The organism is Serratia sp. GW822-FHT06D09, assembly GCF_058799515.1.
In genome coordinates this window covers 126,661-149,276 of the sequence record NZ_JBXALO010000002.1, presented here as the reverse complement: position 1 = coordinate 149,276, position 22,616 = coordinate 126,661, and the positions used below count along the sequence as shown (strand labels likewise).

Sequence of the window (22,616 nt, the reverse complement as noted above, 5' to 3'; positions counted from 1 at the left end):
CGACAAAACACACCGCCAACTCCATTTCGCCCACTAGGCTTACTGCCGACCACCTGCTAATGCACTTCCCAGGGGAATACCCGGAATAATAAATATTATTAATGCGAAATTCTGGAGGCAAAGAAAGATGGAAAGAACCCATACCGTCGATAGCGGAAAACCACAAACGGATCCCTATTCCGATAACATAATTCCTATGCCGCCGGAGGGCATGTTAGTCCGCTCGGCAAAAATTAAAAAAATCCAAACTACGGCCATGTTGTTGCTATTTCTGGCGGCAATAATCAATTTTCTCGATCGCAGCTCGCTCTCAGTGGCGAACTCCACCATTCGGGAAGAAATGGGGCTGAGCGGTACCGAAATCGGCTTGCTGCTGTCGGCTTTTTCATTGGCCTACGGCATCGCCCAACTGCCCTGCGGGCCGCTGTTGGATCGAAAAGGCCCACGTCTGATGCTGGGGATCGGGATGTTTGTCTGGTCGCTGTTTCAAACGCTGTCCGGCATGATCCATAACTTCACCCAGTTTATCTGGGTACGTATCGGGCTGGGGATCGGCGAAGCGCCAATGAATCCGTGCGGCGTAAAGGTGATCAATGACTGGTTCAACATTAAAGATCGCGGCATGCCCATGGGCATTTTCAATGCCGCTTCGACCATCGGGCTGGCGATCAGCCCGCCAATCCTCACGGCCATGATGCTGGCCTTCGGCTGGCGCGGTATGTTCATCACCATCGGCGTGTTGGGAATCGCCCTGTCGATCGGCTGGTACATGCTGTACCGCAATCGGCAGGACGTCAGCCTGAGTGCTCAGGAACAGGCCTATCTGAACGCCGGTAGCGTCAGCGCGCGGCCTGAACCGATGAACTTTCGCGAGTGGCGTGGGCTATTCAAAAACCGCACCATGTGGGGCATGATGATCGGCTTTAGCGGCATCAACTACACCGCCTGGCTGTATCTGGCCTGGCTGCCGGGTTACCTGCAAACCACTTACCATCTGGACCTGAAAAGCACCGGGCTAATGAGTGCCATCCCCTTCCTGTTTGGCGCCGCCGGTATGTTGTCGAACGGTTTCGTCACCGACTTTTTGGTTCGGCGTGGAATGGCACCGCTGAAAAGCCGCAAAATTTGCATTGTGGCCGGCATGCTGCTGTCCGCTTCCTTTACCGCCGTGGTTGCCCAGGCTACCACCACCTACAGCGCGGTGTTGTTGATCGGCATGGCGCTGTTTTGTATCCACTTTGCCGGCACCTCCTGCTGGGGCCTGATCCACGTGGCGGTAACCTCGCGCATGACGGCCTCCGTCGGCAGCATTCAAAACTTCGCCAGCTTTATCTTCGCTTCGTTCGCGCCGGTGGTCACCGGCTGGATCCTCGATACCACCCACTCTTTCAACCTGGCGCTCATCCTCTGTTCCTGCTTCACCCTGATAGGTGCGCTGTCGTATATCTTCGTGGTTAAACACCCGATCGTTGACCGCGCCGCCTAAGGATTTCACCCCGCCGCCCTCTCCCACGGTTGAGGGCGTGCGTTCAACACAGGCTAAAGAAATCCAGCCCCAACGCGCCTTTCACCTGTGCCAGCGTCTGCTTGCTGATCTTATCGGCACGCTGGGTGCCCTGCTGCAGAATGCGCAACAGCTCGCCCTTGTCGGCCAGATACTCGGCCCGACGGGTACGGATTGGCTCCAGCAGGCTTTGCAGGCAATCTTCCAACAGGCGTTTGATTTTCATGTCCCCCAGCCCGCCACGACGATAATGCGCCTTCAGATCGGCAACCAAATCGGCATCCTCACAGAAAGCATCCAGATAGGTGAACACCATATTGCCCTCCACGCGGCCGGGATCCTTAACGTTCAGGTGACCAGGATCGGTAAACATGCTCATCACCGCCTTGTGCACCTGCTCGGCATCGGCGCCCAGAGTAATGGTGTTGCCGCGCGATTTCGACATCTTGCCCTGCCCATCCAGCCCCGGCAGGCGGCCGACGTTGCTCAACAACGGCTGGCATTCCGTCAGTACCGGTCTGCCAACGATGCGATTAAAACGCCGCACGATCTCGTTGGTCTGCTCCAGCATTGGTAGCTGATCGTCACCAACCGGCACGTGGGTCGCGCCAAATGCGGTGATGTCCGCCGCCTGGCTGACCGGGTACACCAGAAAACCGGCCGGCAGGCTGCGGGAAAAGTCTTTTTCGATAATTTCGCTTTTCACTGTGGGGTTGCGCTCCAGCCGTGCCACGCTGACCAGATTGAGATAATACATGGTCAGCTCAGCCAGCGCCGGCAGCGCGGATTGCAGGCAAATTGTGGTTTTCTGCGGATCGATGCCGACCGCCAGGTAGTCGGCGACCAGATTCAGCACGTTGGCGCTGATTTTTTGCGGATTGTTGCCGTTATCGGTCAGCCCCTGCAGGTCCGCGACCAGCACCGTTTGCTGATGCTGTTGTTGCAGCTCAACGCGCTGGCGCAAGGATCCGACGTAGTGGCCTAAATGCAGGGATCCGGTGGCGCGATCGCCGGTCAAAATGGTGTAGCTCATTGCATTGCTCCTGAAAGTAAATACACCACCGGATCAACGCAATAAAAATGCCGCCAGAACCGGCGGCATTGAAAAGAGGTGTGAATACCCGTGCCGCCTTCAGAGGAGGCGCCACCAAGACTGGCTGTGAGTGGAGTGCATCGGCATATTCATGCTTTTAAGGTATCCCCCCACTGCGCCGGTTGTCAATAACCGCACGCTGCCAGGCCGCCGCCTGTTCGCCGGCGATACGACAAAATGTCTCGATCAGCGGTGAAGGGGTGCGTAACGCCAGCGCCAGCGTATAGGGCACCGGGCTACCTGCGCCACTCAGTTCGCGGAACACCACGCCGGGTGATTTCAGTACCGCAAACAGAGCCGGCATCAGTGCAATCCCCACCCCACCGGCCACCAGCCCACCGATGGTTTGCATCTGCCGAGCTTCCTGCACGATACGCGGGCTGAACCCCGCCACCGCACAGGCCTGCAAAATCGCCGCGTGCATCCCCGGCCCATAATGTGCCGGAAACAGCACCCAGGGCTGATCGGCCAAATCGCTCAGCGTCACGTGCCGTTGCGTCGCCAAAGGGTGGTGATCCGGCAGCGCCAGCACCATGCGATCCTGTAAAAAAGGCAGAATCTGCAGCTCATCCTGCGGCGCTATCGGCAGGACCACCATGCCGATATCGGCGCGATCGTCGCGCAGCGCGATCAGCTGTTCGGCGGTGGTGGCCTCCTGCAAATGGAACTCCGCCTGCGGGTGCGCCTGACGAAACTGGCGCAGGATCCCCGGCAGCAGGGCATTGACCGTGCTATCGACAAAGGTCAACCGTAGCGATTCCGTCAGGCCACGCGCCGCACGTCGGGTATTGCCAAGGGTGCGCTCAAACTGCGCCAGGGTCCGCCGCGCCTCGATCAGAAACACCTGCCCAGCCTCGGTGATGCGCGTGATCCGGTTGCCGCGTTCCAGCAACGGGACACCCAGCTCCTGCTCAATCTTTCTGATGGCGGCCGTCAACGGCGGCTGCGCCATGTGCAAACGCTCGGCGGCGCGGTGAAAGCTCATCTCTTCGGCGACGGCGACAAATTGCCGCAGTTGGCGTAGCTCAATCACGTGATACCTTTTTCGTATTTTGGAAGTATAAATAGAGTATTGGATGTATCGATAGCGAAAGCCAATACTTTCCGAACCCTCAAGTGCTGCGCCATTCCGGCGTGGACCACGGGCACAGGAGAATCAGCTATGACGCAACGTACAGCGGTGATTACCGGCGGATCCAGCGGTATTGGGCTGGCCATCGCCCAGCAACTGGCACAACAGGATTACCGCATCGCCATCGTGGCGCGTAACCCTCAACGCCTGCAACAGGCGGCGCAGCAAATTGGCCACGGCACCCGCTATTATGCGGCGGACTTGAGCCAACGTGGCGCGGTGGAAGAAGTGGCCGCCCAGTTGGCCGCCGATCTGGGCACTTTGGATGTGCTGATCAACAACGCCGGTTTTACCCGGGTGATTGCCGCCGATACGCCCCTGGCGCAGGCCGAGCAGGAATGGGACGCGGTGATCGACGGAAACCTGAAAAGTACCTTTTTGTTTACGTTGGCGATGCTGCCACACCTGCGTAAACCGGGCGGTCGCATCATCAACCTGAGTTCGATCGCCGCCCAATGCGGCAGCGGCAGTGCCGGTGCCCTGGGCTACTCCGCCGCCAAGGCCGGCGTGCAAGGTTTTACCCTCAGCCTGGCACGCGAACTGGGCGAAGCAGGCATCACGGTTAACGCCATTGCGCCGGGCTTTATCGCCGATACTCGCTTTTTCGGTACCGGTTTGCCGCAGGATCGCATTGACGCCATCGCGGCCGAAACACCGATGGGGCGCACCGGCCGGGTAGAGGATATCGCCAGCGCCGCGCTGTGGCTGGCTTCGAAAGAGGCCTCTTTCATCACAGGAACCGTTACCTCGATTAACGGGGGGGCGCGGGTCGGTTAAGAAAGCGTTACATTCCGCCATTTGCGTTCTCCGAGCGTCGCGTTAGGGTGAAGGAAGATAACCTGAGATAAGGAACGCGATATGAAGATCGGATTTGCCGGCCTGGGCGGTATGGGCAGCGCGATGGCCGCCAACCTGTTGCAGGCTGGCTATGGGGTAAAGGTATGGAACCGTTCGCCCCAGGCAGCACAGCCTTTGGTGAGCGCCGGGGCCGTGCAGGCTCGGCAGCCGGAAGAACTGGCGGAGGTGGACGTACTGATCACCATGCTGGCCAACGATGCCGCCACCGAGCAGGTAGTGGTGGAAAGCGGGCTGCTGCAACAGCTGCGGGCGGGAGCGATTCACATCAATATGGCGACGGTCTCGGTGGCGTTGGCCAAACGGCTGGCGTTGCTGCACGCGGAGCGCAACGTCGGTTATATCGCCGCACCGGTGTTGGGGCGGGTGGACGTAGCCGCAGCCGGCAAGCTGAATATTCTGGCGGCGGGCGATCCGCTGTTGCTCGCCAAAGTGCAGCCGCTGTTTGAGGTGCTCGGCCAGCAGACCTGGCATTTTGGCGATCAGCCCGAGCAGGCCAACATCGTTAAAATCGCCGCCAATTTCACGTTGGCCAGCGCCATTGAGGCGATGGCGGAAGGCAGTGCTCTGGTGCGCAACTACGGCGTTTCCGGCGCGGATTATCTGCACATGCTCACCAGTACCCTGTTTGCCTCTCCGGCTTACAAGGGTTATGGAGGGTTGATCGCCGAAGAAAAGTTTGAACCTGCGGGTTTTAAATTAAGCCTGGGGATGAAAGACGTCGGCCTGGCGCTAGAGGCCGGTGCCAACAGCCACACGCCAATGCCGTTCGCCAGCGTGCTAAAGGACAACTTCCTCGACGCGGTGGCGCAAGGCGACGCAGATTTGGATTGGTCGGCATTGGCCAAAGTGGCGGCACGCAGAGCCGGATTGAAGTAATCCTGATAGGCCCGGATCGCTCCGGGCTTTTTATTTGGCCGTCAGAAACGAATTTCTGCCGTTGGCAGTGCGTCGATCAGGACACCAAAGCTTTCGATATTCGACAGTGTGGCGTTGTGATGGGCGCGGATCTGCAGGCCGGAGGCATGCGCTTTGTCGTGGCTGGTATGCGCATCGGCCGCCAGCGTTACCGGGTAACCCAGAGCTGCGGCGCGGCGAGTGGTGGTATCCACGCAAAATTCGGTGGAATAGCCGCAAACCACCAGATGCGAGATACCGTTCGCAATCAACAGCGGCCCCAATCCGGTACGCAGGAATGAGTCCGGCGTGGTTTTCTCTACCCGATGATCGCCGGCCTTTACCTGCAAACCGGGATCAAGTTGCCAGGCGTCACTGCCGTGCGCCAACTCATCATGCTGCGTTTGATGCTGAATGAAAATCACCGGCACGCCGGCCTGACGGGCAGCGGCGCTCAGGGTGTTAATGCGATCGATCGTCGCTTCGGCATCCGCCGGCGGCGGTGTAAACAACCCTTTCTGCACATCAATAACCAACAGCGCTGACTTCATGATTGGCTCCAGAGAATAAATTCCGTCTCAGCATACCGGCTGACGCGGGCGGAAGATATGGTCAACGCCCTGCTCACGCAGTTTGTTAACCAACTCATGACCCCCATTCGGCGTCGCATGCGCCAGCAGACGCTCGGCTTCAAATACCGGGCTGGCCCAGAAAATATTGACCGGATCGCCATACTGTTTCGGCAAGCTCAGATGCTCGTGATACGGATAAAAGGAGGAAGACAGCACGTAGCCCTCATAGCCCTGAGGCGCCACTTCGGACTCCAGGGTATGCCCTTCGCCAAACCAGGTGATTTTTGACCAGGGCACGTGGGCAAAACCGGCCAACGCGCTGGCCATCTGTATCGCATTTTCCTCGGTCATGTATTGACCGTCGATGGCGATACCCATTTCCATACGGCGATAGCGGGAGGCGTCGTCGTTAAACAGGATCTCTACCCACGGCATCGGCCGGATGCTGACGCCCAGGGTAAGGAAATAGTAGATGCCGTCGCGTTCATGCTGAGTGATCGCCATCGGCGGCCACTTGCCCTGATCGATGGCGTAGTATTTCACCGAGGGGCCAAAATGCTGCTCGTAATGCGCCTGATAATCGCTCTGCATCTTGGGCCAGGGATTCCCTTCCTCCCGCTGCCAACTGCGCCAGAACTGACGGGTACTTTCCGCCAGTGCATACTGGGTATTGGTGGAAGCGGAACCGAGCGGATAAGCCAGCGGGCTCTCTTTAATGCAGCTGGCGGAATAACATACCGAATGGTCGATATACAGGCTCCAGCCGGGGATCACCGCCAGCAATTGACCGTAATACCACAGTGCCGCGCCGTCGTCGCTCTCGGTCCAAACCACCGTCAGCCCTTCCGGGTTCAGCGGCGCTTCCCCTTCCAGATTGCGGCAAAACTCGGCCGCCAGCATCGGTGGCTGCCCCAGCGCCAGTGCCGCGCTGTCTTCCTGCTGCGGCGCAGCGGCCAGGTTACGCAGCCAGCAAGCGCGCACCTGAAAACGCTCGCTATTTTCTTCTGTAGGGTAAATATAAAAATAAGCAGCCCGGTGATCTTGCTGAACCACCGCGACCAGCGTCTGGTTCTCATTACTGACTTCAGCAAGTACGTGTGACTCGTTCATATAACCTCAAATAGGTTCAAGGCGCAGAATAATGCTGCACGCTAAATAAAATGGAAATTGGCTTTTATCCAGTGTAAAGCGCATTACCGCTCGGATCACCCGTAAAAGTCTCAAAAGTGCCCCGAAACATCGGGTTATTGGTAAGAATTATAGTCTGCGCCGATTCAGGCCTGTCGGTTAATTCGGCGCAGCGCGCGCTGATATGAACCATTACGCATTGAGGCGCGCAGCACTTTACCGACGCCCCCTGCACCGGTGCGCACCAGGCGGCGGCGTAAGTTTCCGGGATGAAAATCAAACTGTTGTTGCGCCCAGTCAGGCAGCAGGTCGATACCCGCCTGCATCACCAAAGCGCCAAAAGGCCGGGCCAATGCGCTGGGGGCCGGCGCGGCCAGCAGAATACGCGCGACTTCCCGCGTGCGCTCATCGCACACCAATTGCGGACGCATCCGTTGCAGATACTCCTCTACCGCCGTGCAGGAGGTTGGGATTTCTTCCGCCCCCAAGGCTGCGGCTACGCGTGCAGCCTCACGGTAATATTGGTCCTGCTTTTCACGGGGAAGAGACGGGTTGCGGTAGCGTAAATGGCTGGCCAAAAAACGACTGCTTTCCACCACGTGCACCCAGGTAAGCAACTCAGGATCGCTGGCGGCGTAAGGCCTGCCGTCGCTGCTGACGCCGTTGACCTGCAGGTGAATAGCTTTGACTTTGGCAATCAGGCGTTCGGCTTCGGCGGTGGGGCCAAAAGTGGTGACGGAGACAAACTGGCTGGTACGGCGCAGGCGGCCGAGCATATCTTCACGAAAGTTGGAATGATCCCACACTCCCGCCAACGCCAGCGGGTGCAGCATTTGCATCAGCAAGGCGCTGACGCCCCCGCACAGCATCGAGGTAAAATCGTTGTGCACCTGCCAGATAACCGACTGCGGGCCGAACAGGCCCGGATCCCCCGGCGGATTTTCAAAATCAATGTCGCCGAGCGCCAGCCCGGTCAGGCTGATGACCTGTTTTTCTATCGCTGCGCGTATCACTTCCATCCTGACTGGCCCCGTTTAGCTTCTGGCGGCCAGTGTAACATGAAGCGAAATACGGCTTTTAACTCCGCGGGTCGCTATCGTTGAGCAGCACAATTTTACCGGCAAAGCTGCGATCTTCCAGGCGACGGTGCGCCGACGCCCCCTCTTTGAGCGGGAAGGTTTCGATGTGCGGGATAGCAAACTCCCCATTCTGCCAACTGCTGAACAGACGCTCGGCCCGCGTACGTCGCGCCTCTGCGCTATTGAGGTAAGTCCAGAGATCGCCCCCCACTACGCCTTTGGAATCCATCATCAGCTGATAGGCAGAGATCGCCGGTGCCTCGCCCCCGGCCATGCCGAAGGTGACCACCCGACCGCCGGGGCGCAGCGCGTCGATGCTTTGTTGCAGAGTGATGCCCACGGAGTCAAAACCGTACTCAACGCCGCCGTCGGTCAGAGCGGCAATCTGCGTGACCCAATCCTGCTGATAAGTGAAGGCCGCCACCGCGCCGTTGCTTAACGCAATCTGCTGTTTATGCGCCGAAGAGACAACGGCGTAAACCTGCGCGCCACGCGCCACCAGCATCCGGGTAAGGATCTGTCCGACACCGCCGGCGGCGGCATGCACCAGGGCGCGATCGCCCGCCTTGACCTGAACGCTGTCATTGATCAGGTACTGCGCCGTCAGCCCCTGCAGCAAAATAGAGGCGGCTTCAACGTCGCTCAATGCCTGCGGCAGACGCAGCGCGTGCTCCACCGGCACATTGATGCGAGTGGCATGACAAAAAGGTACGTCAGCGAAACCAATCCGCTCTCCGAGTTGCCACCCCTGAACGCCCTCACCCAAGGCAATGATGGTCCCAACCCCCTCGTAACCGCCAATATGGGGGGGATTGCCGTGCAGCACGTAATTGCCCTTACGGCGATAAATATCGGCAAAATTCAGCCCGGCGGCCCCCATGCGTACCTGTACCGCACCCGCAGGTACCGCCGGCGTCGGCAGCTCAAGGTATTCGAGCACGTCCGGCCCGCCAAATTGTTCAAACGCTAATGCCTGCATATCGCCACTCCGGAAAATTTCCGCCAATAACACACTGACGGTCGATAGATTGATTATCGCAAAGCGCTATACTCGGCAACAGTGGCCTAAAAAGCATTCAGAAAACACCAGGGGTTTATAATGGATCGATTAACCAGCATGGCGGTGTTTGTACGGGTGGTGGAAAAAGGCAGCTTCGTCGCCGCCGCCGAAGAGATGGCTATTTCACCGACCATGGTTGGCAAACACATTCGCGCTCTGGAACAACGGTTGAATGCGCCGCTGCTTAATCGTACTACTCGCCGCCAGGGGCTGACCGAGGCCGGTCGGGTGTTTTACGAACGCTGCCGCCGACTGCTGGCCGATGCCGACGCGGCCGAAGCCAGTGCGCGGGCGCTGTTAAGCTCCCCCAGCGGGCTGTTGCGCATCAGCGCGCCGGTCACCTTCGGCAACCGCGTTCTGACACCGATACTGACCGAGTTCCTGCAACGGCACCCGGAGGTGGAAGCGGAAGTGGTGCTGTCGGATCGCAAGGTGGATTTGATCGAAGAAGGCTACGAGGCCGCGTTTCGCATCGGGCCAGTGGCGGACGACGGCCTGGTGGCGCGCGCCCTGCCCGATTACCGCATGACGCTGGCTGCCTCGCCGGATTATCTGGCACAGCACGGTGAACCCACAAGGCCGGAGCAGCTCAGCGCACACTGCTGCTTTGGTTTCAGCCAGTGGGATGGCAACCACTTTTGGCGGCTGTTGGGGCCGCCGGGAGAGATCAGCGTACCGGTCAGGCCTCGACTGAGAATGGACTCCGGTGAAGGGGTACGCCGGGCGGCATTGGCGGATTTTGGCATCGCGCTGCATGCCACTCTGCTGCTGGATGAAGATATCGCCGCCGGCAGATTGGTCCGGGTACTGCCGGAGTATTCACCACTGCCGCGCCCGATGCACCTGGTCTATCTGCCCGAAAGGCGGCAATCCGCCAAGCTGGAAGCCTTTATCGCCCTGACCGTAGCCAGACTGTGGGGCCGGGTTTAAAATAAATGAGTCCAAATACGGGAGTTACCATGTTCACTATCCGAGCTCGCGCGGCAGAAGACAATGCGCAACTGGTGGAGATTTGGCAGCGTTCGGTACGCGCTACCCACCATTTTCTTACCGAAGAAGACATCGCCAAACTCTATCCGCTGGTGCTGAACGATTACCTGCCTGCGGTCAACGTTTGGGTTGCCGTGGACGGCACCGGCCAGCCCTGCGGTTTTATCGGACTGAGCGGCAACAAAGTGGAAATGCTGTTTATCGATCAGGATCAGCGCGGCAAGGGCGTCGGCAAAGCACTGCTGGAGCATGCGGAAACCTTGTATAACGAGTTGCAGCTGGACGTCAATGAACAGAACCCGCAGGCCAGCGGTTTTTACCGCCACTACGGGTTTGAAATCACCGGGCGTTCCGCGCTCGACGGCCAGGGCAACCCTTTCCCGCTGCTGCACATGAAGCTCGCCAAACGCTAACGCCAACCCCTCGGCCATGGTCTGCCCTGGCCGTCGTTTTACCATCACTTCCGCTCATCACTTGATATACCAAATCAGAATAACTAATAGAATTTACATTCTTCCTGTCACTATAAACCCCCGGTAGGATTGGCCCGTATTCACCCAGCAACAGAGGTTCCGTCTGCCCTTATCCCAAGAAGCCGATCCCTTTCCGGCGTGACGCACTCCGGACGGAATTCTGTGATGTATTAAATAAGGATTCGCTTCTCTATGATCGTTCTTTCGAACGTTTGCAAAACTTTTGACAGCGCACAGGGCCGCGTTGTCGCAGTGGATGACGTCAACCTGACGGTCGAGGCCGGGCAAATCTACGGCATCATCGGCTACAGCGGCGCCGGTAAAAGCACGCTGATCCGCTTGCTGAACGGGCTGGAAACGCCAAGCAGCGGCAGCATTCAGGTTGAAGGTTTCGATATCGCCGGAGCCGAAGGCAACGCCTTGCGCCAGGCGCGGTTGAAAATCAGCATGGTGTTCCAACACTTCAACCTGCTGTGGTCACGCACCGTCAGTCAGAACATTGCTTTTTCCATGCAAATCGCCGGCGTGCCCAAAGCACAGATTAAACCGCGAGTGGCGGAGCTGGTCGCACTGGTTGGGCTGCAGGGCCGCGAAGATGCTTATCCGTCGCAGTTGAGCGGCGGACAAAAACAGCGCGTCGGCATCGCCCGCGCGCTGGCCAATAATCCGGGGGTTTTACTGTGCGATGAAGCCACTTCGGCGCTCGACCCTCAAACCACAGACTCGATTCTCGATTTGCTGCTGGACATCAATCGCAAACTGAACCTGACCATTGTGCTGATCACCCATGAAATGCACGTCGTGCGCAAAATTTGCCACCGGGTGGCAGTGATGGAAAACGGTCGCATCGTAGAGGAAGGCCCGGTGATTGACGTGTTCACCCGGCCGCAACAACCGATCACCCAACAGTTCGTCAAACAGGTTTCGCAATATCAGGAAACCGAGGAAAGCTTCAATCCGCTGTTGAGCCAACATCTGTCGGGCGCGATTTTCAAGCTGACGTTTGTCGGCGTGCAGACCCATCAGGCGGTGATTTCCGACGTTATCCTGCGTTACAAGGTAAGTATCAACATTCTGCACGGCAAAATCAGTCAAACCCTGAATGGTTCCTTTGGCGAACTTTACATTCACGTCGAAGGCAACGACCTGCAAATCGACAGCATGCTGAAGCTGTTGAAAGAGCAACAGATCGCCGTTGAGGTCATTAAACATGCTTGAGTCACTGTTCCCTCACCTGCGTCTTGATTCGTTGTTGAACGCCACCTGGGAAACCCTGTATATGACCGGGATCGCCGGTTTGGCGACGCTGGTACTTGGTATCGTCCTCGGGGTGTTGCTGTTCCTGACCTCCCGCGGTCAGCTGCTGCAAAACCGGGCCGTCTATTCGCTGATTTCAGTGCTGGTCAACGTGTTCCGCTCCATTCCTTTCATCATTCTGATCGTGTTGTTGATCCCGTTCACCAAGACGTTGATCGGCACCATTCTGGGCGCAGATGCGGCATTGCCGGCGCTAATCGTCGGCGCGGCACCGTTCTACGCCCGATTGGTCGAGATTGGCCTGCGCGAAGTCGACAAAGGAGTGATTGAGGCGGCGCGATCGATGGGCGCCAAAACCAGCACCATTATCTTCCGCGTGCTGCTGCCGGAATCTTCACCGGCACTGGTTTCAGGCATTACCGTTACTCTGATCGCGCTGGTGAGCTACACCGCAATGGCCGGGGTGATTGGCGCAGGCGGGCTGGGCAATCTGGCCTATCTGGAAGGTTTTCAACGCAACCACGGTGACGTGACGCTGGCCGCAACGCTGACGATTTTATTGATCGTTTTCGTTATCCAGTTCATTGGCGACACCCTTACAACCACGCTCGATAAACGATAAATAACCAGGGAATAATGATGATGAAAAAACAAATTATGTTGCTGGCTTTCGCCTCACTGACCGCGTTGGCCTCTTTGGGTGCCTCGGCGGAAACCAAGCTGGTGGTCGGCGCATCTAACGTGCCGCACGCGGAAATCCTCGAGCAGGCCAAGCCGATTCTGGCGAAGGAAGGCATAGATCTGGTGATCAAACCTTTCCAGGACTACATCCTGCCGAACACCGCGCTGGCCAGCCACGATATTGACGCCAACTATTTCCAACACGTGCCTTACCTGAATTCGGTGCTTAAGGATCATGCCGACGACAAGAGCTACGACTTTGTCAGCGCCGGCGCTATCCATATCGAACCTATCGGTATTTACTCCAAGAAGTACAAAAGCCTGAAGGATTTACCGGACAACGGCAAAATCATCATGCGTGACGCGGTGGCGGAAGAAGGTCGTATTTTGTCGATCTTTGAAAAAGAGGGCGTGATTAAACTGAAGCCGGGCGTGAGCAAGGTGGATGCGCGCATTTCTGACGTGGTGGAAAACCCGAAACACCTGAAGTTCCAGGCCAATGTAGAGGGTGCACTGCTGCCGCAGATGTACAACAACGACGAGGGCGATGCGGTGGTGATTAACGCCAACTACGCCATCGACGCCGGGCTGAACCCGACCAAAGACCCGATTGCGGTGGAAAGCGGCGAAAACAACCCTTATGCCAACATCATCACCGTGCACAAGGCCGACGTGAACAAGCCGGAAATTGTGGCGCTGGTGAAGGTGCTGCACTCCAAGGCGATTCAGGATTTCATCCGCGAAAAATACCAGGGTGCGGTGATCCCGGTTAACCAATAATACCGACCAAGGCCGCAGCGATGCGGCCTTTATTCCTGTCGTGTGCCCTGCTTAGACCTTATTGCCCACCTGACTCAGGCGCGGCCAGACCAGCATCAACGCATCAACCAAACGCAACAAATCTTCACGGCTGGCGCCTTCGCGTGCCTGAGTCGACATGCCCTCAATGGTACAAATGATAAATTTGGCCAGCAGCGCGGTATCGGTTTTCACCAACAGTTCGCCCTGTTCTACCTTGCGGTCGAAGCAAGCCTTCAGGCTGGCCTCCTGCATATGATGCTTTTTGCGCAGCATCTCGGCCACATCACCGGAAGAGGACGACAACGCCGCGGACGCACAAACCATCAGGCAGCCGGACGGTTTTTCCGGATCGGTGAACAGCTGCGCCAGAGAACGCACATAATCCTCGACGAGGTCCGCCACCGGCAAATCCTGCTCCAGCCGTTGGTTGATGCACGTGGTGTATTTTTCCAGGTAGCGCTCTACCGCTGCGCGGAACAACCCTTCTTTATTGCCAAACTCCGCATACAGCGTAGGCGCTTTGGCACCGGTCACCTCGACCAGATCGGCCATCGAGGTGGATTCATAACCATGCAGCCAGAACAGATCGAGTGCGCTTTCCAGCGCACGGTCGCGATCAAACTGCTTCGGTCTGCCACGCGTTTTTTTGGCGCAGACTTCTTCATTGATGCTCATAGACCCTCTCTTATCCCGCTCTGCAGCAGGGCTTGCCAATTAAATTAACGGTCATTATAAAAAAATATTGCGCTCTCGTCGAGAAGAGATTACCATTTAGTTATCGATCGTTAAGTAATTAGCGACAACCAATTCAAATACGCCCATTTACGTTGATAAAACAGGAATTAACATCATGAAAAACTTAAAAATGACGCTTGCAGCCCTTGCGCTGGCCTCTGTTTCATTCGGCAGCTTCGCCGCCGATCTGGTTAACAGCCAACCGGCAGATCAGCAGAAAGCCGGGGTGATCACCGTCAGCGGAGCTTCAGACCTCACCTCTCTGGAAGCCGGTTTGGCGGCCAAGGCTGACGCAGCCGGGGCAAAATCGTTCCAGATCGTTGGCGCAGGCGGCAACAACCAACTGCACGGCACCGCATTAATTTATAAATAACAATAAGTTGATTAAATAACGCTGGAGTGGCTACGGCTTTTGGCCTTCCAGCAAAAAGCTGTCAGAAAAAATTAATTAACGAACACTAAAAAAATAGTTGCAAAGCGTCGAACAGGCGTCTAACATTAAATTATCGATCGTTAATTAATCTAACGACCCAACAGACAAAACCTTATACAGAATATAAAGATAGGAATAAGACTATGAAAAACCTGAAAATCACCATCGCAGCCATCGCACTGGCCACCGCTTCATTCGGCAGCTTTGCCGCCGATTTGGTTAACGCTCAACCGGCAGATCTGCAAAAAGCCGGCGTAGTCACCGTCAGCGGTGCATCCGACCTGACCAGCCTGGAAAACAAACTGGCGGCCAAAGCGGATGAAGCAGGCGCTAAATCATTCCAGATCATCTCAACTACCGGCGACAACAAGCTGCACGGTACTGCGATCATCTACAATTAATGGCTGAATCAGTCATTGCGCAAAGAGGCGGCCTTGGGCCGCCTTTTGTTTTATGGATGGTGCTCAGTCGCTTTGCAGATTCTTGAGCAGGTAGATATTGCAGCCGTGGTGGCCGGTATTGCCGCGTCTTTCCGTCAGCAGCGTAAAACCCAGCGCATAATACAATCCCAGCGCCTCTTTCAACTGCTCGGTGGTTTCCAGATAACAGTAGCGGTACCCCGCTGCCCGCGCCGCTTTCAGCGCCTGCACCACCATGTAACGCGCCATGCCTAACCCGCGTACGCTGGGTTTGAAAAACAGTTTTTGCAGCTCGCAGTAACCGACGTCACCGCCCGCCAAAGGGGCAATGCCGACGCCCCCCACTACCTGGCCTTCCTGTTCCAGCACCCAATATTTTCCGCCGTTATCCTGGTAAACGCCGGTCAGGCGATCCAAATCGGGATCGTGCAGACTAACGCCTTCCATTTTATCCATGCCGTACTCGCGGAATACGTTGCAAATAATCCCCGCCATCGCGGCATCATCATCCTGGGTTATCGGACGAACCCGCAAAGCGGCGTCACGCTGCTTACGTGCGTTACGTAATGCCGAGGTCATCTTTTTCATCGCGGCCGTAGTGGCAGCCAACTCATCATCGTCCAACTGTGCCAATGCATCCTGCATAAAACCATCGGCATTGGTGTCTATCGCCGCCAGCGTTTTACGGCCCAAACGGGTCAGTTGATTCAGGTTGTGGCGTTTATCGTGCGGATAATCCACCGCTTCAATCATGCCTGCAGCAACCAGGCTACGCACCGCCCGGCTGGCACTGGCCTTATCGATACACAACCGGGTGGCCAGTTCGGTCACGCCCAGGGGTAGCGTGCTGATCTCAATCAGAATATGGATCTGTAATGGTGAAAAACGGCTGCCGTTACTCTGTTTATTCAGCATGCCCAGTTCTCTGACCAGGTTGCGCGACAATGCCCTGAAATCTCTGATGTTCACAATCAATGTCCCCGTTGGTACCAGCGCTAAAACACTTCACTTAGTTGATAGTGTTACCTAATATTCATTACCATAACGGATTTTTAAACGGCGTGAAATCTCAACCTGACGAGACACCTGCAGCAATCTGTCGCCTCAAGCAGAATTACATTCTTTAATGAATTAAATTTACAAAATAAAAATCCACAAAATATATATTTTACAAATAATAAACCCATCAAAAACCGGATAATTCAGCAAACCAGATAAAATACGAATGATATCCTTACACAATCCATTGTATTTGAATGAGTTATTTAATCCCCAATAGCGCCAATTATGTCGATATTCAGTTGTATTTTGTTACATATCCATGGCAGGATTGCCCCGTTTAAATAGCACCTGTTATTTCCCCTGCCGTTTAAATTCCTGGCGCAAAACGGTCTGTCTTGCGCGCTTTTATAATCATGGAGAGATTGTATTCCGATGAAAAAATCACTCGTTGTCTGCTCAGTCGCCCTTTCCGTCAGCCTGCTGGCAGGCTGTGCTACTGAATCCTCGCGCTCTCTGGAAGTGCCTAAAGTGGCGTCCTACAACACCAGCTACCAGGGGCAGCGCAGCCCTATCTCCGTCGGCAAGTTCGATAACCGCTCCAGCTATATGAACGGCATCTTCTCCGATGGCGTCGATCGCCTGGGCAACCAGTCAAAAACCATCCTGATCACCCATCTGCAGCAAACCGGCCGCTTCAACGTGCTTGATCGCGCCAATATGGATGAGTTGAAAACTGAAGCCGGCATTAAAGGCCAAACCCAGACGCTGAAAGGCGCCAACTACGTGATCACCGGTGACGTGACCGAATTCGGCCGTAAAGAAGTGGGCGATCACCAGCTGTGGGGCATTCTGGGACGCGGTAAAACGCAGGTGGCCTATGCCAAGGTCAATTTGAATGTGGTCAACGTACAGACCTCAGAAGTGGTTTACTCCACCCAAGGTGCCGGCGAGTACCAACTATCCAACCGTGAAATCATCGGCTTCGGCGGCACCGCCAGCTACGATTCCACCCTCAACGGCAAAGTGTTGGATCTGGCCGTACGCGAAGCGGTCAATAATCTGGTTGCCGGTATCGAAAGTGGCGCATGGCGCCCTGCTAACTAACGGAATAGAAGCAGCAATATGATAACTAAAAAAATGGGTGGGGCGCTGTTCGCAGCGACCCTGCTGGCCGGCTGCGCCGCGCCAAAAACGCTCTACAACTGGGATGGCTATCAAACTTCGATTTACCAATATTACCAACAGGATGGCCAAAGCCCTGAACAACAGATTTTGACGCTAAAAGAAATTGCCGAAAAATCTCGCGCCAAGAATAAAGCCGTGCCGCCGGGCCTGCATGCGCAACTGGGGTTGCTGTACAGCAAAACCGGCAATACCGGCCAGGCCATGACCGAGTTCAATACAGAGAAAACGCTGTTCCCGGAATCAGCGCCGTTTATGAATTTCCTGATGGCTAAGGATAAGGGGAGCTTTAAATGAAACGTGCATTAGGTTTCTTCAGCGTCGCCGTTACCCTGCTGTTGAGCGGCTGCGCCAAACAAGCACCTTACGATTATGCAGCCTTCCACGAGAGCAAGCCGAAATCCATCCTGGTGCTCCCCCCTGTCAATCAGTCGCCGGATGTCAAAGCCAGCCATAGCGTCCTTGCCAGCACCACGTTGCCGTTGGCGGAAGCCGGTTACTATGTGCTGCCGGTCGCCGTGGTCGAAGAGACTTTTCAGCAAAACGGCCTGACCAACGCCAACGATATCCGTGCGGTCAGTATCCAAAAGCTGCATAAGATCTTCGGTGCCGACGCTGTGTTGTACCTGGATGTCACACAATACGGCACCAGCTATATCGTTATTAACAGCGAAACGCGCGTTACCGTTAAAGCCAGGTTGGTCGATTTGCGTAACGGCAAGCAACTTTGGGCCGGCAGCGCTACCGCCTCCAGCAACGAAAATAACAACAACTCCAGCGGCGGTCTGCTGGGTATGGTAATCAGCGCCGCCATCGCGCAAATTGCCGATACCATCAGTGACAAGGGGTTCGATGTTGGTGCCATCGCCAATACCCGCCTGTTGTCAGCAAACGGCCAGAACGGCGCCATTTTGTATGGCCCGCGCTCACCGCATTACGCCAGCCAACGCTAACCTCCAAGGGCGGCAGATCCGGCCGCCCAAACCTGGTTTCCCTTTTGCCAAAAGTAGCCCATGCTGTAACAGTGATGGGGTGAGCTACCGCTCATCTTGCACCTCCTTTTGGCAAACAGGACGGCTTGCTCATGACGAAAAAAACCACGTTGCTGCAGTTTTTCCATTGGTATTACCCCGATGGCGGTAAGTTATGGCAGGAAGCCGCCGAACGCGCCGAGCAAATTGCCGGGATCGGCATCACCGACCTGTGGCTTCCCCCTGCCTATAAAGGCGCTTCCGGCGGCTATTCGGTAGGTTACGACAGCTATGATCTGTTCGACCTCGGGGAGTTCGATCAAAAAGGCAGTCGCGCCACCAAATATGGTGATAAAGAGGCGTTGGTCCTTGCCGCCAACCGGCTACGCGACAACGGCGTAAGGGTCATTTACGACGTGGTGTTTAACCATAAGCTCGGCGCCGACGAAAAAGAGCAGGTGCACGTATACAAAGCGGATGCCAACAACCGCAATGACATCAACGATCAGGGTTTTGACGCCCTGGCCTATACCCGCTTCACCTTTCCAGGGCGGCAAGGTACCTATTCCAAATTCATTTGGGACTACAAATGCTTCGGCGGAGTGGATTACGTAGAACAGCCCGATGAAAAAGGCGTTTTCAAAATCGCCAATGATTACGGCGACGACGGCTGGAACGATCAGGTCGGCGACGAGAAAGGCAACTACGATTACCTGATGGGCGCCGACGTTGAGTTTCGCAACCCCGCCGTGACGGAGGAGCTGAAATACTGGGCTCGCTGGCTGATGGAGACTCTGCCCTGCGACGGTTTCCGGCTGGACGCCGCCAAACACATCCCGGCCTGGTTCTTTAAAGAGTGGGCTGATCATGTGCGTGACAGCGCGCAGCGCGATCTGTTTATCGTCGCCGAATATTGGTCGCACGATTTGGCAGCGTTGCAACAGTATATTGACCTGGTCGAGGGCAAAGTGATGCTGTTCGACGTAGCCTTGCACCTGAAGTTTCATCAGGCATCCAAGCAGGGGGACGGGTTCGATATGGCGCAGATTTTCACCGACACCCTGACCGCCGCCGATCCGGCCCATTCGGTCACGCTGGTCGCCAACCACGACACCCAGCCGCTGCAATCGCTGGAAGCTCCGGTCGAACCCTGGTTCAAACCGCTGGCCTATGCTCTGATCCTGCTGCGCGAACAAGGCGTACCCTGCGTGTTCTATCCCGATCTGTACGGTGCCAGCTATAAGGATAAAGGCAGTGACGGCCAGGAATACCAAATTGATATGCCGGTGATCCCGGAATTGGAAAAGTTGATCCAGGCGCGTCAACGCTTTGCCAACGGCGTGCAAACCGATTATTTTGATGATAAAAACTGCGTCGCTTTCACCCGCAGCGGCACCGCCGATGCCCCTGGCTGCGTGGTGGTGCTCACCAACGGAGCTGAAAGCGGCAAAGCGGTTTCGCTGGGCGATGCTCTGGCACATAAAAGCTGGCGTGATCTGCTCGGCAACCGTCAGGATGAGGTCATCACCGACGAACTGGGGCAGGCAACTTTCCCGGTTAACGGCGGCAGCGTCAGCGTTTGGGTGTTGGCGGAAACCCTGTAGCGGGTGCGCCGTTGCGGCGTTCGGTCGCAACGGCGGCAAACTATTTTTTGCCTTTCAGGTCTAAATTGGGGTAACACCTTAGCAAACCATTCACACCGGAGCCTAAATAGGGTACAAGGCTGCATGAAAATTCCAAAACGACTCCAGCCATTGGTAGATGATGGTTTAATTGACGACGTCATCCGCCGTTTGAAAAGTGGCAAAGAAGCCGACGTCTTTATCGTGCGCTGCGGCGAAGAGATCCGCTGCGCCAAAGTCTACAAAGAAGCAGAAAAACGTAACTTCAAGCAGGCCGTGAACTATCAGGAAGGGCGCAAAGTGCGCAACAGCCGTGATGCGCGCGCCATGAGCAAAGGCTCTAAATTCGGCCGCCAGCAGCAGGAAGAAGCCTGGCAGAACACCGAGGTCGATGCGCTGAACCTGCTCGCCAAAGCGGGCGTTCGCGTGCCGCAGCCGGATATCTGTCTGGATGGCGTATTGCTGATGGAACTGATCACCGACGAAGAAGGCCTGGTAGCGCCGCGCTTGAGCGATGTTACCCTGACGCCGGAACAGGCACGGGCCGATCACGCATTGATGATGAACTACGCGGTGCGCATGCTGTGTGCCGGGCTGGTGCATGGCGACCTGTCGGAATTCAACGTGCTGATGGACAAAAACGGGCCGGTGATTATCGATCTGCCGCAGGTGGTGGATGCCGCCGCCAACAACCACGCCAAAAGCATGTTCGAACGTGATATCAACAACATGTCGCAGTTTTACGGTCAGTACGCGCCGGAACTGCTCGGCAGCAAATATGCCAAAGAGATTTGGGCGCTGTACCAGGAAGGTAATCTGACCCCGGCGAGCGTGCTGACCGGCAAGTTTGTCGAGAGCAACAAACGCGCCGATGTCGGTTCCGTCCTGGAAGAGATCCAGGCGGCCAGCGAAGAGCACCAACGCCAACTGATGGCCCGCAACGAAGAAGATTAATCCTCCGGCCCTTTTTATCGGGCCGGGGTTTACTCGATCCTGACGACGTCAGGATGGCGTTCCGTCGCAGCCTCGTGGTAAATGTCCCCCAGATAGCCGGCTATCTCGCTTTCGGTCAATTCATCCGGCAACACGATGTCGTAACTGCGCGCATACTTGCGCTCCGGCAACGTCACGCGAAACAGCTGCCATTGCCCCCCTGCCCGTTTGACCCCCAGCAGGCGGCCGAACACATTAAAAATCATCACCCGCATTCCCTCCCCGGCGCGTTTTAGGCTATAACACAAGCTAGCCCCGCCGCATCGAAAAGGAAAGACAATGACCGCTAATGCGCCGCAGTTCTGGCGTGATCCGCAGCTCCCCTTCGTGGAAGCCCGCGCCATTGAAGATGGCCGTAAGGTTTGTTACGCCCTGCACAGCCATGAAATCTTTTCCATCGGCGCCATCACCGACGGCACCAGTATTTATATTAACGGCAGCCAAGCGTTGCAGGTCAGCACCGGCGATGTGGTGATCATCAATCCGCAGCAGGCCCACGCCTGTAACCCCATCGGCGACCAGCGCTGGTCATACATCATGTTTTATATTGATGCCGCCTGGCTGGGTAAATTGCAGCAAGAAATCGTCGGCGGCGACGGCCGTTTTATCCCCTTCACTCAGGTGCTCAGCCGTGACCCCGAACTGTTTGGTGGCCTGAACCGGCTGTATGAGCTACTGATCGACCCACTGCGCTGCCATTTGGAAAAACAGATCGCTCTGGTGGAATACTTCAGCGATTTGCAGACCTCTTTGGGGAATACGCCAGTTACCCCTTACGAGCACCCAAGATTGGCGGCGGCAGCAGCCTTTATCAACGCGCATTGCACCCAACCGCTCACGCTGGAGGCCATCTGCCAGGCGGCAGCGCTTTCGCCCTCATACCTGATACGCGCCTTTAAACGGCGTTACGGCATGACGCCGCATGCTTATCTGGTTAACCAACGCATTCAATTCGGTCACCGGTTGCTGAAACGCGGTTATCCGATCGCCGCAGCGGCCAGCGAAAGCGGTTTTGCCGATCAGGCGCACTTTCAGCGCACCTTCAAACTGTTGCTGGCCGCCACCCCCGGCCAGTACCAAAACCCACGCTAAATGCCGTCGGCCAACAGATAGCAGGCGCTGGCTGCCAACAGCAGCGCCATCAAGCGATTAAAACGCCGTACGTTGCGTGCCTGCCGCAGCAGGCCGGTCAACATCGCGCCGGTGTAAGCCCAGCAGGCCACCGAGGCATAACAGATCACAAAGTAAATTACCGCGAACTGCCACAGCAGCAGGCGATCGCCATCGGCAACAAACGCTCCCAGACTGGCCACCGACGCCAGCCAGGCCTTGGGGTTCAGCCACTGCAACAGCGCGCCGTACCAGAAAGAAGGGGCTTGCGGTTGACTACCCTGCCCCAAGCGGCCGTCATCAAACGCCAGTTGATACGCCATAAACAACAAAAACGCGATGCCCGCCCACTGGATAACCTGCGTCAGCACCGGCCACAGCACCAACAGCGTGTTCAGCCCCAGACCTAGCAGGATCAACAGCAGAGTAAACCCCAGCGTGGCGCCCGAAACATGGCGCAGAGTGGCGTTGAAACCGAATTGTGCCCCCGCGCTCAGGGCAACGATATTGACTGGACCGGGGGTGATGGAAGCGGCTAGCGCAAACGCGGCCATGGAAAGATAGATATTCATTAAAGGCACCTGAGAAAGAGTTCACAGATGCCAGACTGACGGCTTGGCTTGTTAC

26 protein-coding genes are annotated in these 22,616 nt (G+C 56.4%); 16 read left to right on the top strand and 10 right to left on the bottom strand.

Annotated elements, in window-relative coordinates; genetic code table 11:
• The first annotated feature begins 127 nt into the window (after positions 1–127).
• Positions 128–1,486 carry an MFS transporter gene (locus AC1RKG_RS04515; protein WP_187962503.1) on the top strand — a complete coding sequence of 453 codons (1,359 nt, stop codon included), beginning with the start codon at positions 128–130 and terminating at the stop codon, positions 1,484–1,486.
• 43 nt (positions 1,487–1,529) lie between these two features.
• Here the strand turns inward: AC1RKG_RS04515 and trpS are convergent, their stop codons facing one another.
• On the bottom strand, positions 1,530–2,537 hold the full coding sequence (gene trpS / locus AC1RKG_RS04510) for a tryptophan--tRNA ligase (RefSeq protein ID WP_046374185.1): 1,008 nt from the start codon (positions 2,535–2,537) through the stop codon (positions 1,530–1,532).
• A gap of 157 nt (positions 2,538–2,694) precedes the next feature.
• A complete protein-coding gene (locus AC1RKG_RS04505; RefSeq protein ID WP_187962502.1) occupies positions 2,695–3,630 on the bottom strand; it encodes a LysR family transcriptional regulator in 936 nt (311 codons plus the stop codon).
• Between the two features lie 129 nt (positions 3,631–3,759).
• Between AC1RKG_RS04505 and AC1RKG_RS04500 the strand changes: the two genes are divergently transcribed.
• Both AC1RKG_RS04500 and AC1RKG_RS04495 read left to right on the top strand, forming a co-directional pair.
• The gene (locus tag AC1RKG_RS04500) at positions 3,760–4,506 is read left to right on the top strand and encodes an SDR family NAD(P)-dependent oxidoreductase (RefSeq protein ID WP_048761376.1); all 747 of its coding nucleotides are present in this window, start codon (positions 3,760–3,762) and stop codon (positions 4,504–4,506) included.
• An 81-nt stretch (positions 4,507–4,587) separates the two neighbouring features.
• Positions 4,588–5,463: an NAD(P)-dependent oxidoreductase gene (locus AC1RKG_RS04495; protein ID WP_020825821.1), complete on the top strand. Its 876-nt coding sequence runs from the start codon at positions 4,588–4,590 to the stop codon at positions 5,461–5,463.
• Positions 5,464–5,504: 41 nt separating this feature from the next.
• On the opposite strand, the gene AC1RKG_RS04490 is transcribed toward AC1RKG_RS04495, so the two are convergent.
• From AC1RKG_RS04490 to AC1RKG_RS04475, 4 genes are all read right to left on the bottom strand, one after another.
• Positions 5,505–6,032, bottom strand: a complete 528-nt coding sequence (locus AC1RKG_RS04490; protein WP_020825820.1) for a cysteine hydrolase family protein — start codon at positions 6,030–6,032, stop codon at positions 5,505–5,507.
• A 27-nt stretch (positions 6,033–6,059) separates the two neighbouring features.
• Positions 6,060–7,163: a suppressor of fused domain protein gene (locus AC1RKG_RS04485; protein WP_129940112.1), complete on the bottom strand. Its 1,104-nt coding sequence runs from the start codon at positions 7,161–7,163 to the stop codon at positions 6,060–6,062.
• 164 nt (positions 7,164–7,327) lie between these two features.
• Positions 7,328–8,200, bottom strand: a complete 873-nt coding sequence (locus AC1RKG_RS04480; RefSeq protein WP_217330946.1) for an oxygenase MpaB family protein — start codon at positions 8,198–8,200, stop codon at positions 7,328–7,330.
• Between the two features lie 58 nt (positions 8,201–8,258).
• Positions 8,259–9,239, bottom strand: coding sequence for a quinone oxidoreductase family protein (locus tag AC1RKG_RS04475; RefSeq protein ID WP_493182193.1), 981 nt, complete (start codon positions 9,237–9,239; stop codon positions 8,259–8,261).
• 120 nt (positions 9,240–9,359) lie between these two features.
• On the opposite strand from AC1RKG_RS04475, the gene AC1RKG_RS04470 reads away from it, so the two are divergent.
• The 5 genes from AC1RKG_RS04470 (at position 9,360) to AC1RKG_RS04450 (ending at position 13,501) form a co-directional block, all read left to right on the top strand.
• Entirely contained in the window at positions 9,360–10,250 is an 891-nt protein-coding gene (locus tag AC1RKG_RS04470; protein ID WP_020825816.1) for a LysR family transcriptional regulator, read from the top strand.
• Between the two features lie 29 nt (positions 10,251–10,279).
• On the top strand, positions 10,280–10,723 hold the full coding sequence (locus tag AC1RKG_RS04465) for an acetyltransferase (RefSeq protein ID WP_493182192.1): 444 nt from the start codon (positions 10,280–10,282) through the stop codon (positions 10,721–10,723).
• Positions 10,724–10,975: 252 nt separating this feature from the next.
• Positions 10,976–12,001 carry a methionine ABC transporter ATP-binding protein gene (locus tag AC1RKG_RS04460; protein ID WP_020825814.1) on the top strand — a complete coding sequence of 342 codons (1,026 nt, stop codon included), beginning with the start codon at positions 10,976–10,978 and terminating at the stop codon, positions 11,999–12,001.
• On the top strand, positions 11,994–12,662 hold the full coding sequence (locus AC1RKG_RS04455) for a methionine ABC transporter permease (protein WP_020825813.1): 669 nt from the start codon (positions 11,994–11,996) through the stop codon (positions 12,660–12,662). Before AC1RKG_RS04460 ends, AC1RKG_RS04455 begins: the two co-directional genes overlap by 8 nt.
• A gap of 20 nt (positions 12,663–12,682) precedes the next feature.
• Positions 12,683–13,501 carry a MetQ/NlpA family ABC transporter substrate-binding protein gene (locus AC1RKG_RS04450; RefSeq protein WP_046375068.1) on the top strand — a complete coding sequence of 273 codons (819 nt, stop codon included), beginning with the start codon at positions 12,683–12,685 and terminating at the stop codon, positions 13,499–13,501.
• A 51-nt stretch (positions 13,502–13,552) separates the two neighbouring features.
• Here AC1RKG_RS04450 and AC1RKG_RS04445 read toward each other — a convergent pair whose 3' ends face one another.
• Positions 13,553–14,197 (bottom strand): TetR/AcrR family transcriptional regulator, encoded by a 645-nt coding sequence (locus AC1RKG_RS04445; RefSeq protein WP_128863966.1) that lies wholly within the window; start codon positions 14,195–14,197, stop codon positions 13,553–13,555.
• Positions 14,198–14,372: 175 nt separating this feature from the next.
• Between AC1RKG_RS04445 and bhsA (AC1RKG_RS04440) the strand changes: the two genes are divergently transcribed.
• Complete coding sequence (bhsA, locus tag AC1RKG_RS04440) at positions 14,373–14,630, top strand: multiple stress resistance protein BhsA (protein WP_197820312.1); 258 nt, start codon at positions 14,373–14,375, stop codon at positions 14,628–14,630.
• Positions 14,631–14,833: 203 nt separating this feature from the next.
• Positions 14,834–15,091: a multiple stress resistance protein BhsA gene (gene bhsA / locus AC1RKG_RS04435; RefSeq protein ID WP_020825809.1), complete on the top strand. Its 258-nt coding sequence runs from the start codon at positions 14,834–14,836 to the stop codon at positions 15,089–15,091.
• 63 nt (positions 15,092–15,154) lie between these two features.
• Here bhsA (AC1RKG_RS04435) and AC1RKG_RS04430 read toward each other — a convergent pair whose 3' ends face one another.
• Positions 15,155–16,078, bottom strand: coding sequence for a bifunctional helix-turn-helix transcriptional regulator/GNAT family N-acetyltransferase (locus tag AC1RKG_RS04430; protein ID WP_041414322.1), 924 nt, complete (start codon positions 16,076–16,078; stop codon positions 15,155–15,157).
• Between the two features lie 465 nt (positions 16,079–16,543).
• On the opposite strand from AC1RKG_RS04430, the gene AC1RKG_RS04425 reads away from it, so the two are divergent.
• From AC1RKG_RS04425 to AC1RKG_RS04405, 5 genes are all read left to right on the top strand, one after another.
• Positions 16,544–17,215: a CsgG/HfaB family protein gene (locus AC1RKG_RS04425; protein ID WP_020825807.1), complete on the top strand. Its 672-nt coding sequence runs from the start codon at positions 16,544–16,546 to the stop codon at positions 17,213–17,215.
• 18 nt (positions 17,216–17,233) lie between these two features.
• Complete coding sequence (locus tag AC1RKG_RS04420; RefSeq protein ID WP_041414320.1) at positions 17,234–17,590, top strand: DUF4810 domain-containing protein; 357 nt, start codon at positions 17,234–17,236, stop codon at positions 17,588–17,590.
• A complete protein-coding gene (locus AC1RKG_RS04415; RefSeq protein WP_020825805.1) occupies positions 17,587–18,246 on the top strand; it encodes a DUF799 domain-containing protein in 660 nt (219 codons plus the stop codon). The genes AC1RKG_RS04420 and AC1RKG_RS04415 overlap by 4 nt, the downstream gene beginning before the upstream one ends.
• Positions 18,247–18,377: 131 nt before the next feature.
• Positions 18,378–19,868 (top strand): alpha-amylase, encoded by a 1,491-nt coding sequence (gene amyA / locus AC1RKG_RS04410; RefSeq protein ID WP_493182190.1) that lies wholly within the window; start codon positions 18,378–18,380, stop codon positions 19,866–19,868.
• Between the two features lie 123 nt (positions 19,869–19,991).
• On the top strand, positions 19,992–20,840 hold the full coding sequence (locus AC1RKG_RS04405; RefSeq protein WP_020825803.1) for a PA4780 family RIO1-like protein kinase: 849 nt from the start codon (positions 19,992–19,994) through the stop codon (positions 20,838–20,840).
• Between the two features lie 29 nt (positions 20,841–20,869).
• Here the strand turns inward: AC1RKG_RS04405 and AC1RKG_RS04400 are convergent, their stop codons facing one another.
• Positions 20,870–21,088 (bottom strand): DUF7661 family protein, encoded by a 219-nt coding sequence (locus AC1RKG_RS04400; protein WP_041414319.1) that lies wholly within the window; start codon positions 21,086–21,088, stop codon positions 20,870–20,872.
• 70 nt (positions 21,089–21,158) lie between these two features.
• On the opposite strand from AC1RKG_RS04400, the gene AC1RKG_RS04395 reads away from it, so the two are divergent.
• Positions 21,159–21,971: an AraC family transcriptional regulator gene (locus tag AC1RKG_RS04395; RefSeq protein ID WP_493182188.1), complete on the top strand. Its 813-nt coding sequence runs from the start codon at positions 21,159–21,161 to the stop codon at positions 21,969–21,971.
• Here the strand turns inward: AC1RKG_RS04395 and AC1RKG_RS04390 are convergent.
• Positions 21,968–22,561, bottom strand: a complete 594-nt coding sequence (locus AC1RKG_RS04390) for a LysE family translocator (RefSeq protein ID WP_262032729.1) — start codon at positions 22,559–22,561, stop codon at positions 21,968–21,970. The two genes, AC1RKG_RS04395 and AC1RKG_RS04390, sit on opposite strands and share 4 nt — an antisense overlap.
• Positions 22,562–22,616: the final 55 nt, after the last annotated feature.

Coding starts and splice junctions, on each gene's coding strand:
- AC1RKG_RS04445 (WP_128863966.1), bottom strand. CDS start 14,197: ATGAGCATCAATGAAGAAGTCTGCGCCAAAAAAACGCGTGGCAGACCG.
- AC1RKG_RS04405 (WP_020825803.1), top strand. CDS start 19,992: ATGAAAATTCCAAAACGACTCCAGCCATTGGTAGATGATGGTTTAATT.
- amyA (WP_493182190.1), top strand. CDS start 18,378: ATGACGAAAAAAACCACGTTGCTGCAGTTTTTCCATTGGTATTACCCC.
- AC1RKG_RS04420 (WP_041414320.1), top strand. CDS start 17,234: ATGATAACTAAAAAAATGGGTGGGGCGCTGTTCGCAGCGACCCTGCTG.
- trpS (WP_046374185.1), bottom strand. CDS start 2,537: ATGAGCTACACCATTTTGACCGGCGATCGCGCCACCGGATCCCTGCAT.
- AC1RKG_RS04465 (WP_493182192.1), top strand. CDS start 10,280: ATGTTCACTATCCGAGCTCGCGCGGCAGAAGACAATGCGCAACTGGTG.
- AC1RKG_RS04390 (WP_262032729.1), bottom strand. CDS start 22,561: ATGAATATCTATCTTTCCATGGCCGCGTTTGCGCTAGCCGCTTCCATC.
- AC1RKG_RS04470 (WP_020825816.1), top strand. CDS start 9,360: ATGGATCGATTAACCAGCATGGCGGTGTTTGTACGGGTGGTGGAAAAA.
- AC1RKG_RS04450 (WP_046375068.1), top strand. CDS start 12,683: ATGAAAAAACAAATTATGTTGCTGGCTTTCGCCTCACTGACCGCGTTG.
- AC1RKG_RS04455 (WP_020825813.1), top strand. CDS start 11,994: ATGCTTGAGTCACTGTTCCCTCACCTGCGTCTTGATTCGTTGTTGAAC.
- AC1RKG_RS04475 (WP_493182193.1), bottom strand. CDS start 9,239: ATGCAGGCATTAGCGTTTGAACAATTTGGCGGGCCGGACGTGCTCGAA.
- AC1RKG_RS04495 (WP_020825821.1), top strand. CDS start 4,588: ATGAAGATCGGATTTGCCGGCCTGGGCGGTATGGGCAGCGCGATGGCC.
- AC1RKG_RS04515 (WP_187962503.1), top strand. CDS start 128: ATGGAAAGAACCCATACCGTCGATAGCGGAAAACCACAAACGGATCCC.
- bhsA (WP_197820312.1), top strand. CDS start 14,373: ATGAAAAACTTAAAAATGACGCTTGCAGCCCTTGCGCTGGCCTCTGTT.
- AC1RKG_RS04425 (WP_020825807.1), top strand. CDS start 16,544: ATGAAAAAATCACTCGTTGTCTGCTCAGTCGCCCTTTCCGTCAGCCTG.
- bhsA (WP_020825809.1), top strand. CDS start 14,834: ATGAAAAACCTGAAAATCACCATCGCAGCCATCGCACTGGCCACCGCT.
- AC1RKG_RS04395 (WP_493182188.1), top strand. CDS start 21,159: ATGACCGCTAATGCGCCGCAGTTCTGGCGTGATCCGCAGCTCCCCTTC.
- AC1RKG_RS04485 (WP_129940112.1), bottom strand. CDS start 7,163: ATGAACGAGTCACACGTACTTGCTGAAGTCAGTAATGAGAACCAGACG.
- AC1RKG_RS04480 (WP_217330946.1), bottom strand. CDS start 8,200: ATGGAAGTGATACGCGCAGCGATAGAAAAACAGGTCATCAGCCTGACC.
- AC1RKG_RS04415 (WP_020825805.1), top strand. CDS start 17,587: ATGAAACGTGCATTAGGTTTCTTCAGCGTCGCCGTTACCCTGCTGTTG.
- AC1RKG_RS04490 (WP_020825820.1), bottom strand. CDS start 6,032: ATGAAGTCAGCGCTGTTGGTTATTGATGTGCAGAAAGGGTTGTTTACA.
- AC1RKG_RS04500 (WP_048761376.1), top strand. CDS start 3,760: ATGACGCAACGTACAGCGGTGATTACCGGCGGATCCAGCGGTATTGGG.
- AC1RKG_RS04460 (WP_020825814.1), top strand. CDS start 10,976: ATGATCGTTCTTTCGAACGTTTGCAAAACTTTTGACAGCGCACAGGGC.